The 16,657-nt window shown below is 37.5% G+C and carries 15 protein-coding genes; 11 read left to right on the forward strand and 4 right to left on the reverse strand.

Annotation, left to right across the window (positions count from 1 at the left end):
* Positions 1–32: 32 nt before the first annotated feature.
* Positions 33–1,748, forward strand: coding sequence for a methyl-accepting chemotaxis protein (locus tag BMZ99_RS00150; protein WP_090931760.1), 1,716 nt, complete (start codon positions 33–35; stop codon positions 1,746–1,748).
* A gap of 70 nt (positions 1,749–1,818) precedes the next feature.
* Here BMZ99_RS00150 and BMZ99_RS00155 read toward each other — a convergent pair whose 3' ends face one another.
* From BMZ99_RS00155 to BMZ99_RS00165, 3 genes are all read right to left on the reverse strand, one after another.
* Positions 1,819–3,138, reverse strand: coding sequence for a (Fe-S)-binding protein (locus tag BMZ99_RS00155; RefSeq protein WP_090931762.1), 1,320 nt, complete (start codon positions 3,136–3,138; stop codon positions 1,819–1,821).
* A gap of 1 nt (position 3,139) precedes the next feature.
* Positions 3,140–4,522, reverse strand: coding sequence for an FAD-binding oxidoreductase (locus BMZ99_RS00160; protein WP_090931764.1), 1,383 nt, complete (start codon positions 4,520–4,522; stop codon positions 3,140–3,142).
* A gap of 197 nt (positions 4,523–4,719) precedes the next feature.
* Positions 4,720–5,439 carry a response regulator gene (locus BMZ99_RS00165; RefSeq protein ID WP_245754741.1) on the reverse strand — a complete coding sequence of 240 codons (720 nt, stop codon included), beginning with the start codon at positions 5,437–5,439 and terminating at the stop codon, positions 4,720–4,722.
* 220 nt (positions 5,440–5,659) lie between these two features.
* Here BMZ99_RS00165 and sdaAB point away from each other — a divergent pair, with 220 nt between their 5' ends.
* The 3 genes from sdaAB (at position 5,660) to BMZ99_RS00180 (ending at position 7,754) form a co-directional block, all read left to right on the forward strand.
* Positions 5,660–6,322 (forward strand): L-serine ammonia-lyase, iron-sulfur-dependent subunit beta, encoded by a 663-nt coding sequence (gene sdaAB / locus BMZ99_RS00170; protein WP_090931766.1) that lies wholly within the window; start codon positions 5,660–5,662, stop codon positions 6,320–6,322.
* A gap of 28 nt (positions 6,323–6,350) precedes the next feature.
* A complete protein-coding gene (gene sdaAA, locus BMZ99_RS00175) occupies positions 6,351–7,241 on the forward strand; it encodes an L-serine ammonia-lyase, iron-sulfur-dependent, subunit alpha (protein WP_090931768.1) in 891 nt (296 codons plus the stop codon).
* Positions 7,242–7,370: 129 nt separating this feature from the next.
* Positions 7,371–7,754 carry a RidA family protein gene (locus tag BMZ99_RS00180; protein WP_090931770.1) on the forward strand — a complete coding sequence of 128 codons (384 nt, stop codon included), beginning with the start codon at positions 7,371–7,373 and terminating at the stop codon, positions 7,752–7,754.
* A gap of 101 nt (positions 7,755–7,855) precedes the next feature.
* Here the strand turns inward: BMZ99_RS00180 and lgt are convergent, their stop codons facing one another.
* Positions 7,856–8,659: a prolipoprotein diacylglyceryl transferase gene (lgt, locus tag BMZ99_RS00185; RefSeq protein ID WP_090931772.1), complete on the reverse strand. Its 804-nt coding sequence runs from the start codon at positions 8,657–8,659 to the stop codon at positions 7,856–7,858.
* Between the two features lie 108 nt (positions 8,660–8,767).
* Here lgt and BMZ99_RS00190 point away from each other — a divergent pair, with 108 nt between their 5' ends.
* The 7 genes from BMZ99_RS00190 (at position 8,768) to BMZ99_RS00220 (ending at position 16,549) form a co-directional block, all read left to right on the forward strand.
* Positions 8,768–9,295, forward strand: coding sequence for a TlpA family protein disulfide reductase (locus tag BMZ99_RS00190; RefSeq protein WP_245754742.1), 528 nt, complete (start codon positions 8,768–8,770; stop codon positions 9,293–9,295).
* Positions 9,296–9,304: 9 nt separating this feature from the next.
* Positions 9,305–10,030 carry a cytochrome c biogenesis CcdA family protein gene (locus BMZ99_RS00195; RefSeq protein ID WP_090931776.1) on the forward strand — a complete coding sequence of 242 codons (726 nt, stop codon included), beginning with the start codon at positions 9,305–9,307 and terminating at the stop codon, positions 10,028–10,030.
* A gap of 280 nt (positions 10,031–10,310) precedes the next feature.
* Entirely contained in the window at positions 10,311–11,450 is a 1,140-nt protein-coding gene (locus tag BMZ99_RS00200) for a PP2C family protein-serine/threonine phosphatase (RefSeq protein ID WP_090931778.1), read from the forward strand.
* A gap of 53 nt (positions 11,451–11,503) precedes the next feature.
* A complete protein-coding gene (gene mgrA, locus BMZ99_RS00205) occupies positions 11,504–12,499 on the forward strand; it encodes an L-glyceraldehyde 3-phosphate reductase (protein WP_090931780.1) in 996 nt (331 codons plus the stop codon).
* A gap of 352 nt (positions 12,500–12,851) precedes the next feature.
* Positions 12,852–14,015, forward strand: a complete 1,164-nt coding sequence (locus tag BMZ99_RS00210; protein ID WP_090931782.1) for a galactokinase — start codon at positions 12,852–12,854, stop codon at positions 14,013–14,015.
* A gap of 205 nt (positions 14,016–14,220) precedes the next feature.
* Positions 14,221–15,432, forward strand: a complete 1,212-nt coding sequence (locus BMZ99_RS00215; RefSeq protein ID WP_090931784.1) for an ROK family transcriptional regulator — start codon at positions 14,221–14,223, stop codon at positions 15,430–15,432.
* 91 nt (positions 15,433–15,523) lie between these two features.
* On the forward strand, positions 15,524–16,549 hold the full coding sequence (locus BMZ99_RS00220; RefSeq protein WP_090931786.1) for a galactose ABC transporter substrate-binding protein: 1,026 nt from the start codon (positions 15,524–15,526) through the stop codon (positions 16,547–16,549).
* The last annotated feature ends 108 nt before the right edge of the window (positions 16,550–16,657 follow it).

The following is a 16,657-nucleotide window of genomic DNA, read 5'->3' on the forward strand; positions in this document are numbered from 1 at the left end:
AAACCAAATAAACGCGAAAAGGAGCTAATAACTTGAAAATTTTTGACAATATGAAAGTAGTATTAAAATTAAGCGTTCTAATTATTATATCTCTTTTATCTTTAGGTGTTTCAGGTTACACAGGGTATCATTTTCTTCAACAGTCGAACACAGATATGAATAGCATGTATAAGGAGCGATTAATTCCAGTAAAAATCTTAAATGAGACTCGTGCAGAGGTTCGAAAAGGCGACGCTGCAACCTTGGAATTAATGCTGACAACAAATGAAAGTAAGAACCAAGAATTAAGAAAGATGTTGGTTGATACAGCAGAAAAAACAACTACCAATCTTGCAGAAATCGAAAAAATAACTTTGGATGCAAAAAGTAGCGATTTATTAAATAAGATAAAAACGAACATGCAAAAATACCGTGAAGCGAGGAAACAAACTTCTGAACTATCCATGCAAAATAAAAATGCAGAAGCATATGCATTATATATTACGAGTGTAGATCCACTAGCAAATCAACTTATGGACCAATTATATACTTTATCTGACTATTATAGTAAATTATCAGAAGAAATGAATGAAGAAAATCAGCTATCGTTTAAAAAAGCAACGCAGATTACGATTGCTATATTGGTATTGTCATTGATCATGTTAGGGATGAGTGGATTATATATCACCAAAATTATAACAAAGCCTTTAAATGAGATGGTATTAGTTTGCGGAGAATTAGCTGATGGTGATTTTCGTGATAAACCTCGTTCCATTGTAAGAGAAGATGAAATTGGACAATTATCGGATGCTTTGTTTAAAATTCAGAGTAGTCTTCGTTCTCTTATGAAGCAGGTTAATGTATCTGTTGAGCAAGTGGCAGCTTCTTCAGAAGAATTAACAGCTAGTGCAGACCAATCTGCTCAAGCGTCAAATCAGATTGCTGGTTCTATTACCGATGTAGCACAAGGAATGGAAGAACAAATGGCTGCGGCTGATGATACATCTGCTGTAATGCAGCAGATGTCCGCCAGCGTTCAGCAAATTGCTGCTAATGCGAGTGAAGTATCAGAACAATCAGCGTTGGCAGCTGACAAGGCAAATGAAGGTAATATATCGGTGGATAAAGCAGTAAAACAAATGGTATACATAGAAAAAACGGTAAGCACTTCTGCAGAAGTCGTAGCGAAACTTGGTGAGCGGTCAATTGAAATAGGACAAATCGTAGATACGATTTCTGGTATTGCCGGTCAAACCAATTTGCTGGCTCTAAATGCTGCTATTGAAGCTGCTCGTGCTGGAGAGCAAGGGCGAGGTTTTGCTGTTGTGGCAGAAGAGGTTCGAAAACTAGCTGAGCAATCACAAGATGCAGCAAAGCAAATAGCTACTCTTATTAGTGAGATTCAAGGAGATACAAATAAAGCAGTCGTTGCTATGGGGGAAGGTACTAGAGAAGTAAAATTGGGAACAGAGATTGTGAATACTTCTGGTCTGGCTTTCCAAGAGATTGCAAAATTAGTCACACATGTATCCTCCCAGATAAAAGAGATTTCTTCCGCTATTGAGCAGATGGCAATTGGCAGTCAGCAAATTGTAAGTTCTGTTAAACGTATGGATGATTTGAGCAAAAGAGCGTCTGGTGAAGCACAGGCAGTATCGGCTGCAACAGAGGAACAATCAGCATCTATGGAAGAGATCGCATCGTCTAGTCAGGCTTTAGCTAAATTAGCAATGGATTTGCAGGGCGAAGTTAATAAGTTCCAAATATAATAAAACAAAGAAGAAGTAGAGTAAAAGCTTAATTAAGGCTTTTACTCTACTTCTTCTTTGAGTCCACTTATTATTTTTTGTGACCTGCTTTATAGGATCTGTCTAAAACTTGAACGACATGAAGAGCATCTTGATTCATATTGTTTTGGAATAAACCATCCGTTAAATGCATTCGGCAAGTACCGCAACTAGTTACTACAGTATCAGCATTAGTAGATGCAATATCAGCAATTTTTTTATCATTAATCTTACGTGAAAGTTCATAATTACCCAAACTAAAGGACCCTCCTGAACCGCAGCAGCGGTCAGGTGCTTTCATTTCGACAAAGGTCAAGCCGGGGATTGATTTTAGAACCTCTCGAGGCTGTTTTGTAACTTTAATGCCTCGAGCCATATGGCATGGGTCATGCATTGTTACAGTTGTATTTACCGGCCCCAGTTTGGTTTTATCAATTTTCACAATATCAATGAGAAACTCACTAATTTCATAGGTTTTTTTAGCCAGTTTTTCAGTCATAGCACTCATCTTTGGATCATCATGAAAAAGATGAGGAAATTCAATACGAAAAGCTTCTGTACAGGAGCCGCAAGCAGAAACAATGTAGTCAAAGTTGTAGCTGTCAAAAGTTTCGATATTGTGCTTTGCTAGTATTTTAGCAGAATCTACGTCACCAGACATATATACTGGTGTACCACAGCAATGCTGCATACTAGGCAGTGTTACTTCAATATTATTTTCTTTTAAGACATTGATGACGGACTGTCCAACATCAGTATAAATATAGTTGATTGTACAGCCAGTAAAGAATCCAACTCGCATCGTCGGTCTGTCAACTTTTATTACTTCAGGATATTGGCTTCTAAGGGGAGTGGAGGCAAAAGGAGCTGTTACTCTTTTATAATCCATTCCTGGCATTGGAAAACGAGCTAAGGCTGCCATTTTGCCAGGTATTTTTTTGAAAGATAGTGGACCAAAGACACCTGCCATTCGTAGAGAAAAGTCAAATAGATGTCTATTTTTTAGGAGGGCAAATACTTTTTTCTTAATAGGATGCAGACCACGTGCTTTTACAGCAGCTTGGCGTCCACGTAAGATTAATTCATCAGCAGGTACGCCACAAGGGCATTTTGCTGTACAAGCTTTGCACGATACGCATTTGGACATGGCGGTGTCAAAGGCAGCAGAAAGAGGAATTGAACCTTTAAGAACACCTTCCATTAGCGATAATTTACCACGTGCTACCGCAGCTTCCTTACCAACTTCTTTATATACAGGGCAGACTTCCATACAGTTGCCGCATTTCATACAATTGGCAAGAGCATCTTGAAGGTCTGATAATAAAGCTTTATCTTGTTCGTTTATATCCTTAGCTGTTATTGTTTCAGTCATATTAACACTCTCCCACTAATTTTCCTGGGTTTAAAATCAAGTTAGGATCAAGTGCACGCTTGATTGATCTCATTGTATTCATGGTTATCTGGCCGTGTTGCTGTTCCATCCATGGCAGTTTGCCAAGACCAATGCCGTGTTCGCCACTTAATGTACCGCCTAGAGCAATCGCTGCTTTAAACATTTCATCCATCGCTTGGTAAACTCGTTCCATTTCTTCTGGAATACGAATGTCACACACAATTGTAGGATGCATATTGCCATCGCCAGCGTGACCAAAAGTACCGATTGTTACGTTATGTTTTTTGGCAATGCTGCTTACTTCACGAAGGAAATCAGGTACTTTATTACGCGGAACAGTTGCATCTTCTACATAGGTGGTAGGACGAAGTTTAGCCAAGGCTGGCAAAGCAGCACGACGAGCAGCCCATAACTTATCGCGTTCAGCATCATCTTTAGCGATTTGTACAAAATCAGCATGATTTGCTTTAAGAGCTTCCATAACTTTTTCAGCTTCTTTTTCTACAACAATGGGGTTACCATCGACTTCAATTAAAAGTACCGCTTCTGCATCTAGTGGCAGTCCTACTTTAGCATAATCTTCTACGGTACGAATTGTAGCATTATCCATAATTTCGAGAGTAGCAGGAATGATTTTTGCTGCAATAATAGCAGAAACTGCTTTGCCAGCATTATCAAGATCTTTAAAGATCGCCATCATTGCTTTTTTAGCTTCTGGTGCAGGAACCAGTTTGGAAATAATTTTAGTGATAACACATAAGGTGCCTTCTGATCCAGTAAAGAGTTTGGTCATATCATAACCAGAAACATCTTTAACATTTTTTCCGCCTGTATTCATAATATCCCCGTTTGCTAAGACAACTTCCAAACCCATGACATAATGTTTAGAAACGCCGTATTTTAGACCGCGCAAACCACCTGCATTTTCAGCTACAGTGCCGCCTAAGGTTGCAGTTGCCACAGTACCTGGGTCAGGAGGATAAATAAGACCCAATGAAGCTATTTCTTTATTTAAATCAGCCACAATAACGCCGGGTTCTGCTACAGCTACTAGGTTTTCTAAATCAATTTCTAAAATTTTATTTAGGCGAGTCATTAATAATACAATACCGCCCTTTGTAGGGACACAGCCTGCACTAAGATTAGTACCTGACCCTCGGGTATATACTGGGATACGATTTTCATTAGCCAGTTTTAAAACTTTAGAAGTTTCTGCAGTATTAGCTGGTGATACAACTGCATCTGGCATGTGAGCATGACCAGGTGTTGCATCGTAGGAGTAACAGTATAAGTCCTCGGCACTTGTCAACACATTTTCTTCTCCAACAATCTCTTTCAACGCATTGATGTGGTGTTTTTCCATTTTAAATAACCCCTTTATCGTTTAATTAGAACCTTAATGATAAAAATAATACCTTAATTGTAACATGTTTGAAAAATACAAACTATTTGTATTTTCACTTAAATATGATAAAAAGTAAATAAGGTATATACAGTAAAAAAACGTAGGACTATATCCTACGTGAATGTAAGGTGTAGTCCTACATTCACGATGGCAAATTAAATCGTTATTAATTTATATTGAATTGCATAATTCACTAGATCAGACTTTTTATGGATATTTAATTTATTCATGATCCGTGAGCGATAGGTGTCAATGGTTTTTGGGCTGAGAGAAAGAGTAGTGGCAATTTCGCTGTTGGTATGGCCTAGCGCCAGAAAGCGAAGCACCTCACGCTCACGTACACTAAGCACTTTATATGGATGTTGCAGATCATACGTATCAGAGTCGGTATAAAGCAAATTGTTCAATAACGATTGGGAGAGCTTTTCATTTAAATATCGCTTACCCTTATGGATCTTAATAATACTTTCCATTAACTCTGTATCGGCTGACTTTTTTAACACATAGCTATTGGCGCCGGAGCGCATCACTTCCTTAATATATTCTTCATCATCGTACATACTTAAAACCAGTATAGGACATGTTAGTCCTCGGGAGCGAATTTCTTTAATACAGTCCATACCATTCATATCTGGCATAGATAAGTCAAGAATTAGAACATCGGGAGCAAGAGCTTTAACCAAAGCAATCGCTTCGATTCCATTTTCCGCCTCACCTACTACTTCAAATTGAGGATCATTATTGAGCAGCGCTTTTAATCCTGAACGTAAAACAGCGTGATCATCAGCTAAAATAATACGTATCTTATTTATAATGACACCCCCTTTTTGTAGTATCGAAAATTTACTTATACTGTAACATATAAAAAAAAACACGTAAACCTAAATACGTGATTAAATGCTCACTTGGTAATGAATTAAGGAGATTGTAAGATAAAAGTATGCTGCTTTGAGAAAGTGAATAGCATATTGCATAAATCTAGTTATAAGTGTTATTGTCCATGAAGAGTAAACATGTTAATATGATTATAGATGAACAGATGGGTACATTTGGGAATTTTGAGTTATACGCATCTTGAAGGAGATGAATTTTTGAATGAATATTTTTGATGTAATTGGTCCAGTCATGATTGGTCCTTCCAGTTCTCATACAGCTGGTGCAGTGCGTTTAGGAAATTTAGCATTAGCTATTTTGGGAGAAGGTGTGAAAGAGGCTGTGATTGGTTTGCATGGCTCTTTTGCCCAAACGTATCGAGGACATGGTACCGATTTAGCTTTGTCAGCGGGTCTGCAGGGGTGGGCAACAGATGATACCCGAATTCCAAAATCTTTTGATTCAGCAAAAGAAGCGAAATTTGATATTTCTTTTAGCACGATTAACTTAGGTGATTTGTCTCATCCTAATTCGGTTCGGTTTTGGCTGACTGGTGTGAATGGAAATAAGTGTATAGTAACCGGAGCTTCGATTGGTGGTGGCCGTGTTGTGGTAACGAATATAGATGATTTTCCTGTAGAATTTAATGGTGACTTCCCAGCCATTTTAACAATGCATCGTGACCGTCCTGGTGCCATTGCCTTAGTTACAAGTATTTTATCTACACAAGGTGTAAATGTTGCACAAATGAAAGTATTTCGCAAACAAAAAGGTGGTTTAGCTGCTATGATTGTTGAGACGGATCAGCCAATTGATGATGCAGCGTTTGAGGTTATTGGAAAGTTGCCTCATATACAATCGGTGCGCCGTATTCAATTAGTATAAGAGGGTAAAGTGATGAGGTGGAAAAAGTATGGAAGAAAAGTTATCTTTGCAAGAATGGATTGATCTGGCAGAAACAAAAAAAATAAGTTTTGGTGATTTTTGTATAGACTTTCAAGCGAAAGAATTAGAGATAGATAAAAAAGTTTTACTCGAGCGCATGGAGGACATGTTACATGTAATGGAGCAATCTGTTGCGATTGGTCTTACAGGTATTGCTTCTATGGGAGGACTGGTTGGTGGTAATGGCAAAAAAGTGGAGGTATACAGAAGCGAATCTACTGATAAGAGTGTTGTAGGAAGTGTGATGTCTAAAGCCATAATGATTGCTCTGGCTGTAGGTGAAGCGAATGCTTCTATGGGGCGTATCGTGGCTGCTCCTACAGCAGGAGCCAGCGGTACGTTGCCGGCTGTTTTATTTTCTTTGGCCGAAGCTCGTGGCTTTTCCATGGGAGAACTTGGGAAAGCTTTAATAGTAGCTGGTGCTATTGGCATGGTGATTTCCTCCAGAGCTTCTTTGTCAGGAGCAGCTGGTGGCTGCCAAGCTGAGTGCGGATCGGCCGCCGCCATGGCAGCGGGTGCAGCTGTAGAACTATATGGGGGCAGTCCTGAGCAAGTGGGGCAAGCAGTTGCGATTACCTTGAAAAATATGTTGGGATTAGTTTGCGACCCGGTAGCTGGATTAGTGGAGGTGCCTTGCGTAAAGCGTAATGCAGGGGCTGCTGCTCAAGCGATGGTAGCTGCTGAAATGGCATTAGCTGGAATTTGTAGTGTTATACCTGTTGATGAAGTCATTGATGCGATGGCGGCAGTTGGAAATGCAATGTCTTGTACCTTGAAAGAAACTGCTCAAGGTGGGCTGGCCGTGTCGCCCACAGGAATTCTTCTAGCTAATAAGCTATTTGCCAAAGTGGAATCATAGTATATATGATCTATAAGGTGTGATATTAAATTTACAATTAAAAGTAAATTTCAGCCTAAAATTACAGGAGTTTTTTTCTTCATAACGAAAATAATAAAATATTAAAGTCAAAATTTAAGGAGAATGAATATGAAGACTGTAGTTAATACTGATTTTGCTCCTCAAGCGATTGGACCATATTCACAGGCAATTAAGGCCAATGGATTTTTATTTGTTTCAGGACAGATACCTTTAGATCCGTTGACCGGACAGATTGTTTATGGTGGAATTGAATCACAAACCTATCAGGTGCTAAACAATCTTAAGGCTATTTTAGAAAAAGAAGGACTGCTTTTTGAGCATGTAGTAAAAACAAGCGTATTTTTAAAAGATATGGAAGATTTTGCTGCAATGAATAAAGTGTATGCAGAATATTTTAAAACGGAGCCACCAGCTAGAGCATGCGTGCAAGTTGCAAGGTTGCCCCGTGATGTAAGTGTGGAAATTGAAGTAATTGCCGTCTGCGAAAAGTAAAAAATACAGTCTCAAACCTTTCGGTTTTGAGGCTGTATTTTTTAAAATTTTAATATTTAATAGATTGAGAAATGACCTAAATGTTATACTATAAATGAAAATTATTTTTTCCCTTTTGTTTTTTTAGGTTCTGGAGGTTGTGATTTTTGCTTTACACCACACCACACAAAAAAGATACTGCCGATAATGATTATGGCAAGGCTGGTTAACTGAGCAGATTTTAAGCCTAGAAGCAGTGTGCCATAGTCACCACGTAAAAATTCCAAGAAAAAACGAGCGATAGAGTATAGAACTGCATAGAGAATGAATACTTGACCTTTAGCATGATTGGTAGTGCGAAAAAGAAGTAATAGGACAAAAATAATGATATCAAGTTGTCCTTCCCATATTTCTGCAGGCCAAAGAGGTTTATCACCATATACTTGATACGCTAAAGTTGTTGCAGGATAGATTATACCAAAAGGACCACCTGTAGGATGTCCAAAAGCATCACCATTTAATAAATTTGCCATGCGTCCAATCGACTGCCCCATGATGATTGCAGGGGCTACAATATCAGCAAAGGCCCAAGTATCAATGTGATGACGTTTGGTATAAATATATCCAGCAAGGAATCCGAAAAGGATGCCGCCTTGTATTGCCATTCCACCTTGCCAAACGAAAGGAATTTCTAATAAATGATGCTGGTAATAATCCCAATCAAAGAAAAAGACATCCCACAAGCGGGCGCCGACAATGCCAGATAAGCCGCCATAAATCCCTATATCCACAACGTGTTCATGCCAGCGACCATCTTGCTTTGCTAGAAAATATGCTGTGCCTGTTGCTAGAATAATGCTTAAACTAAGTATTAAACCATAGGCCCGAATTGGGAAATCACCTATAAAAAAAAGATATTGGTGCATAAAGTCCTCCTAGTAAGATGCTTTTTGTACATTCAGCTTATATCAATAGTATAACAAAATTTGGATATTAAATAAATCATAAGACAATATTAATGAGATGAGGCAGATATGATGAGAAGAAAAGTATTTATTACACTGCTGGTGGTGCTTTTAGCCTTTCTAGGAGTTTGGTATATTGGGTCATCAAAGAAAGAGTCAACTCCGCATCCACCAGATGAAAAAATTGATGTAAAGGTGGGAAAAAACTTACCATCTTTTACTCTTGATAGCTTGGCAGGCAATCAAGTTACAGTTGGAAATACGGGCAGGATTACTGTCATTAATTTCTGGGCTACATGGTGCCCGCCTTGTTTGGAAGAAATGCCCGAATTAGAGAAGTTTGCTAAGAAAAATCAACAAAAGGTACAGTTTTATGCTGTTAACTTGCAGGAGTCTCAAGAAAAAGTAAGTGATTTTATGAATAGGTATAATTATACCATGCCTGTTCTATTAGATAAAGATGGCATTGTCGCTAAACAATTTCAGATTACTGCAATTCCTACTACGATTATAGTGGACAAAAATGGTCTTATAAAGCATCGGCAATCGGGGGCAATGACCATGAATCAGCTAGATGGCATAATAAACAGTTTATAGAGGATGAATATGGATTATAATGAAGTTACTTTAGTAACAGCATTTATTGCTGGTACTCTTTCTTTTTTATCTCCTTGCGTATTACCTTTATTGCCTACTTATATGGCTTTTTTGACAGGAGTCGAATCTGAAAAAATACAAGCTGATAATCTTGTTATAACATGGCCGTTTGTGTTGCGGATAAGTTGCTTTTTAAGTGGGCTTACCTTGGTATTTGTTATGATGGGAACTACAGCTTCTTATTTTGGACAGATTTTTCTAGACAATCAAAACGTCATTCGCCAGATAGGTGCAATCTTTATGGTGATTATGGGAATTCATTTAGTAGGGATTATAAAATTAGAGTGGCTAGAACGAGAATATCGCCCGTTATTACAAAATACCTTCCAAGGGCCAATTGGAGCATTTATATTGGGAGTAGCTTTCACAGCTGGCTGGACGCCTTGCACGGGTCCAATTCTAGCTTCTATTTTAGTGTATGCAAGTGCTGCTACGACTCTTGGTCAGGGGGCTTTCTTGTTGTTTATCTATTCATTAGGATTTTCAGTTCCTTTTTTATTAATGGCTTTTCTTTTTAAAAACTATTTTTTTCGGATCAAATTTGTTATGAAGTGGTTGCCGTATTTACAAGGAATATCAGGAATAATGCTCATTATCATCGGTATATTGTTATATTTCAATCTGATTCAAAGGGTATTGGGAATTTTTTTAGGATTTGATGGATTTCAGTCGTAGTTGTAGTACGTTTAATTTTCAACCTTAAAAGTTTAGTTAGAGAATAAAGGAAAAAGTACTGGAGTAATTATCGTACTGGAAGGAATATTTACATTAAGGTAGAAGAGAACACATAGATAACGAGATTAATTAGCAAGAAAATGAAGTTATTATAGCTAAAAAAACTTTCTTCTAAAAGACAGTAAAGTAAAATTTAGTATATTTTACTTATTTTAGTTTGTTTGCTACAGTTAAATAATTGTATTTTAAGAGATTATTTATTACTTTAGGAGGTGGTTTGATGAAAAATAGTATTTTAATAGTTGATGATATGGCCTTCAATCGAAAGCAAATTAAAGCAGTGTTAAAAGACATGCAGCAAATTGAATTCTATGATGCGGAAGATGGTTTTCAAGCTATTAAGGAAGTTGAAGACAATGATATAGATTTAATTATATTAGACTTAATGATGCCGGGCAAAGACGGATTTGATGTACTTAGAGAGCTAAAGGCTAATGAAAAATATAAGCATATTCCAGTTATTGTATATTCTGGAATGGATAATATTGATAGCGTAAATCAAGCATTAGAACTGGGTGCTTATGATTTTTTTTCAAAAACCCTGACAATTGAGCAAAAAAAATTTGTTGTTCCTGTAAAAGTTAAAAATGCATTGGATAGCTATGTTCAGCGCAAAATGTTACTGCGGATGCATGAAAAGATGAAGTTGGAACTGATGCTGGCAAGTGTTTTCCAGCAAACATTAATGACAACCTCAAATACAGGATCACTGGCTGACATGTACGGTAAGTATCTTGCTTGCGACGAAATTGGTGGAAACTTCTATGAGTGTGTACAATTTGAAGATAGTATCTGGTTCATTATGGCAGATGTGTCAAGTCATGGCGTAGCAGCTGCAATGATTGCTTCGATGATTAAAGTTGATTTTACTAACTCAATTAAGTACTTAGCTTGTCCGGCAGAAGTTTTGCATCAGATGAATAACACCTTTTATTCTATGATGCAAGGGGATTATTCTTTCACTGCTATTGTGGGTAAAATGCAAGGAAATGTTCTTACATTCGCTAATGCTGGACATAGTTATCCTATGGTTTATACACATGATACAGAGCAAGTGCATATTCTCTATTCCAAGGATAGACCTGTCGGTTTGGAAGGGGCAGCAGATTATAATGCTCATAAGTTTGTAGTGAGTAATGAAGATATTATTTTTCTTTATACAGACGGCTTATTTAATACTCGAGAGCAATATGATATGGAAATGAATTATCAGGATTTAAGTGGTTGTTTTATGAACTATAAGCATATTATTCAAGAGAATCCGGAAGAGTTTTTTAATATAGTTTTACGATTATTTGCAGGCATTTCGGATGAAAAAGTAATGGATGATGTTTCCATGATGTTGATTAAAGTTCACTAGCTTGTAGAAGAGTTGAGTAGTTAAAGCAACGATACGATGTGAGGGGAAGCATAATGACATATGTGGCACACGCGGAACGATATGATACTATGAAATACAATTATTGTGGGAATAGTGGATTGAAACTTTCAGCGATTTCTCTAGGCCTTTGGCATAATTTTGGGGATGTAGATCGTTATGAGAACAGCCGTGCCATGGTTCGTCGAGCTTTTGATTTGGGGATTACTCACTTTGATCTTGCTAATAACTATGGTCCACCTCCAGGATCTGCTGAAGAGAATTTTGGAAGAATTCTTCATGATGATTTTAAAAGCTATAGAGATGAGATGGTGATATCTACTAAAGCTGGGTATAGAATGTGGCCAGGTCCTTATGGCGATTTTGCTTCTAAGAAATATCTGGTTGCTAGTATTGATCAAAGTTTAACACGCATGGGGTTAGATTATGTGGATATTTTTTACCATCATCGTCCGGATGATATGACTCCGTTAGAGGAGACAATGGGGGCACTTGACCACATTGTTCGCCAAGGCAAGGCACTATATATTGGACTTTCTAATTATAAACCTGCTCAGGCGAAAAAGGCTTTTTCTATTCTTAAAGCGTTGGGAACACCTTGTCTGATTCATCAGCCTAGATACTCCATGCTAGATCGGTGGATTGAGGAAAGTTTACTTGCTTTATTAGAGGATGCAGGGGTTGGTTGTATCGCTTTTTCTCCTTTAGGCAAGGGAGTGCTGACTAACCGGTATTTATATGGCGTACCAGAAGATTCCAGAGCTGCTGGTCACAGTACTTTTCTCAAATCAGAAGATCTTACAGGAAATCTAATTTTGAAAGTGACCATGCTGAATAAGATTGCTGAAAAAAGACAACAAAGTATGGCACAGTTGGCTTTGGCCTGGGTTCTGCGTAAGAAGCAAATGACTTCTGTATTAATTGGTGCCAGTAAGGCTAGCCAAATCGATGATTGTGTGGGAGCATTACGGCATCTTGATTTCACCGTAGAAGAGTTAGAGACGATTGATCGTATTTTAGAGAATAACTAGGGGAAGATTTAATTTCATACGTGTAGATAAATGATTGTATGTGCATAAAGATTTCATTAAGTACTTGTAATAAATTGTAGAATAACTTAACATTTTGTTAAGTTATTTTTATTTATAAAAAAGTTATCGGAAAAAACTGAAAAATAAGGCCATGAAAAAGGAATTTACCAAATAATAGCGAATACAATATTTGACTTAATAAAATGTTTAAAAAAGTATTTTGATTCTAGTCATCGATAAAAAAGGATGTATTTTTCCTTAAGAGATTTAGAGAGTATGCCCATTCTTTGCGTGTCTACAGTTAAATCAGCTGTTTTGCACAAATAAACTCTATTCATTAGGGGGGTTGATCATGAATATTCTTCAATTCAAGGATCGATTTAATAAAGAATATGGAAGTAATAATAAACAGTCAATACATTGCTTTTTTTCACCTGGCAGGGTGAATTTAATCGGTGAGCACATTGACTATAATGGTGGCTATGTATTTCCAGCTGCTTTATCTTTAGGAATTTATGGTGCATTACGCTTTCGTTCAGATAATCTAATTCAATTGAAATCTACTAATGCATCGACGAGTGTCTCTATAGATCTAAAAGAGCTAATTGTGTTTAAACAAGAAGAACGTTGGGCTAATTATCCTAAGGGGGTAATTAAGCAATTACTGGATAAGGGATATTTGCTAAAAGGGTGTGACATTTTAGTTTCAGGTAACCTTCCTGATGGAGCAGGTCTTTCTTCATCGGCAGCTCTCTTAGTGTTAATAACCTTTATGTTACGATATGCATGCGGAGAAACTACTATAGATAAAGTTGAATTGGCGAAGTTCTGTCAGCAGGTAGAAAATCAATTCATGGGTGTTAATTGTGGAATCATGGATCAATTTTCAGTAGCGATGGGAAGACAAGATCATGCTATATTATTGGATTGCGATACATTGCAGTATAAATATATTCCTTTTGTATTAGGAGTATATAGTCTAGTTATTATGAATACCAATAAAAAACGAGAGTTGGCAGAATCCAAATATAATCAGCGCAGATGCGAATGCGAAGCAGTCTTACGGATGATACGAGAGCATCGGCAAGTGGCGAGTCTTTGCCAAGTGTCTTTTGAGGATGTAGAAAAGTATGTGAAGGATGATGTATTGCAGCGCAGGGCGCGTCATGTTATATCGGAAAATCAGCGAGTTTTATTAGCCGTTGAGCTTCTTGGTCAAGGGGATATTGCCGGCTTTGCTAATCTTATGATTCAGTCTCATTTATCGTTAAAAGATGATTATGAAGTAACAGGTTTAGAATTAGATGCGATGGTTGAGTGTGCTCTTAAGGGAGCTGGGTGCATCGGTGCCCGCATGACAGGAGCTGGGTTTGGTGGTTGTGCTATTGCATTGGTTGCAACTGATCAATTAGAATTGTTTACAGTGTCAGTAAGTAAGAATTATGAACAAAAAACAGGGTTAAAACCAGACTTTTATGTAGCAAACATTTCAGACGGTGTAAAAGCTGTTGATTAATGTAAGAATTGGTATATAGTAGATTACATAAAAAAATTCTTAATATTCCTAATTGATAAAAAATAATACTGATCAGAATACGTGCATCTGAATAAACGTTAAATCAGGTGTGTATTCGCAGATAAAATAAACGTTAGATACTGCGTTTGGAGTCTTGGTTCAGAAGGATTTTAATGGTGTAGGCCACTAAAGGGTAGGGGATAGAGTGGAAAATATTATAGCAAATAGTTTTAAAATTGGAAGCAGTAATGATGCATTAACGCTGAATGTGATTCGACGCCAGGGACCCTTATCCAGGGTGGAAATTTCTAAATTGACAGGTTTAACTCCGCCGACGGTTACCAATATTACAACAAAGTTGCTAGATTTAAGTTTGATAGTGGAGGACCGAATTGGAGAGTCTAGCGGTGGGCGTCGTCCATTGTTACTAAAAATTAATAGCCTATTGGCCACCGTGATTGTTGTATATATTCGATCTGAAAAAATGATCGGATATGTGATAGATCCTGAATTTCAAATACAATTAGAGGACAGCAGAAATATTAAAGGTAAAAAAGAAGATGAAATTTTAAAGATGCTGCTGGATATCATTAGTGATTGTCGTAAAAAAGCTGCTGTTCCTGTGCTTGCCGTTGGAGTTGTAGTACGCGGTCCGGTGAGAAGGAAAGATGGAATTGCGGTATTTGTCCCGAATATTGGCTGGCGGAATACACCCTTAAAAGAAATTATTGAGGAGCATATTGGTTTGCCTGCCTTTATAGAAAATGATGTAAAAGCATTAAGTAATGGTGAATATTATTATGGCTCAGTAAAAGATGCCAATAGTATGATTTTATTAAAAGTAAGTCATGGTATTGGAGGTGGTATTATCTTTAATGGTTCTCTTTATCGAGGTGTAAATGACAGCGCAGGTGAAGTGGGTCACACGACAATTGATATTGCGGGTCCTATATGTAGTTGTGGAAATTATGGTTGTTTAGAAGCATTAGCTTCTGAGAAGGCGTTAGTGGATGCCGTAGCAAAAGCGATTAAAGAAGGACAAAGCTCTATTATTTGCGATTTGGTGAATGGTGATTTGGAAGATTTGACTCCCGAGGTTATTTACGAAGCGGCAGATGCTGGTGACGAGTTAGGGATTCGTATGTTAGGGCAGGTAGCAAGATATTTGGGTATTGGCATTGCAAATCTTGTTAATACGTTTAATCCTGAAATTTTTATAATTGGCGGAGGCATAGTAAGAGGTCGTCAATATATTGAAGATATAGTTAGGCAAACGGTTACAGATCGCTCTTTTGAAAGCTCTAGCGATGTGTTGGAAATTAACTTTTTAACTACAACAACGGAAAATACACTAAAAGGTGTAGCCGATATTGTATTTGCAGAAGTTACAGAATCAATATGGCTGGGGCAGCGGTAATTGCTAATGGTGGTACGATTATAAGATCAAAAGTACTTAGATGTTATAATCTGTAATATTCCACACTAAATTATTGGAGGAGGGTTAATCTATGAAAAGAAACTGGAAAGGACTTATGATGGCAACGCTCTTAGCAGGGGCATTGGTAGCTGGATGTTCTAGCTCGACACCACCTGCTGCAGATGCAAACAAAGGTGGTAAAAATTTAATTGGTGTCGCAATCTATAAATTTGATGACACTTTTATGAGTGGTGTACGAAGTGCCATCTCCAAGGCTGCTGAAGGAAAAGCTCAATTGGAAATTGTTGATAGCCAAAACTCCCAACCAACCCAAAACGATAAAGTTGATTTATTTATTAACAAAAAAGCAAAAGCTCTTGCCATTAATCCGGTTGATCGTAATGCGGCAGGTGTAATTATTGATAAAGCAAAAACTGCAAATATCCCCGTAGTGTTCTTGAATCGTGAACCTTTGCCAGAAGATATGAAAAAGTGGGATAAGGTATATTATGTTGGTGCTAAAGCTGAACAGTCTGGAATTATGGAAGGTCAGTTAGTAGTTGACTATTTTAAAGCCCACCCTACCAAAGATGGAGTCATCCGATATGTTATGTTAAAGGGTGAGCCAGGTCACCAAGATGCTGAAATGCGTACTAAATTTGCTATTAAAGCAATTGAAGATGCTGGCTTAAAAGTTGAAAAAGTTGCTGAAGATACCGCCATGTGGGATCGTGTAAAAGGCCAAGAAAAAATGGCAGCTTTCCTAGCAGCTCATGGGGATAAAATTGATGTTGTACTTGCAAATAATGATGATATGGCTTTAGGTGCTATTGAGGCATTAAAAGCTAAGGGATATTTTAAAGACGGAAAATTCATGCCTGTAGTTGGTGTTGATGCTACTGCTCCTGCATTAAAAGCTTTGGAAGAGGGCACACTTTATGGTACGGTTTTAAATGATGCAAATAATCAAGGAAAAGCTACTTTCAATCTTACTGATGTATTAGCTCAAGGACAGACTCCGACTAAAGAAAATACTGGTTATACGATTACAGATGGCAAGTATGTCTGGATTGATTATAAAAAAATTACGAAAGAAAATATGAACGAAGCCAAATAAAAATCTTCTTTTGGGATCGGAAAATTTAAAAATGGCAAGGGGTAATGTATTTTGAGTTTCCCTTGCCATTTTACTTACTAATGGATAGTAAAATTGCCTTTGAGAGAA

It is taken from the genome of Pelosinus propionicus DSM 13327, assembly GCF_900114615.1.
Lineage (GTDB): Bacteria > Bacillota > Negativicutes > DSM-13327 > DSM-13327 > Pelosinus > Pelosinus propionicus.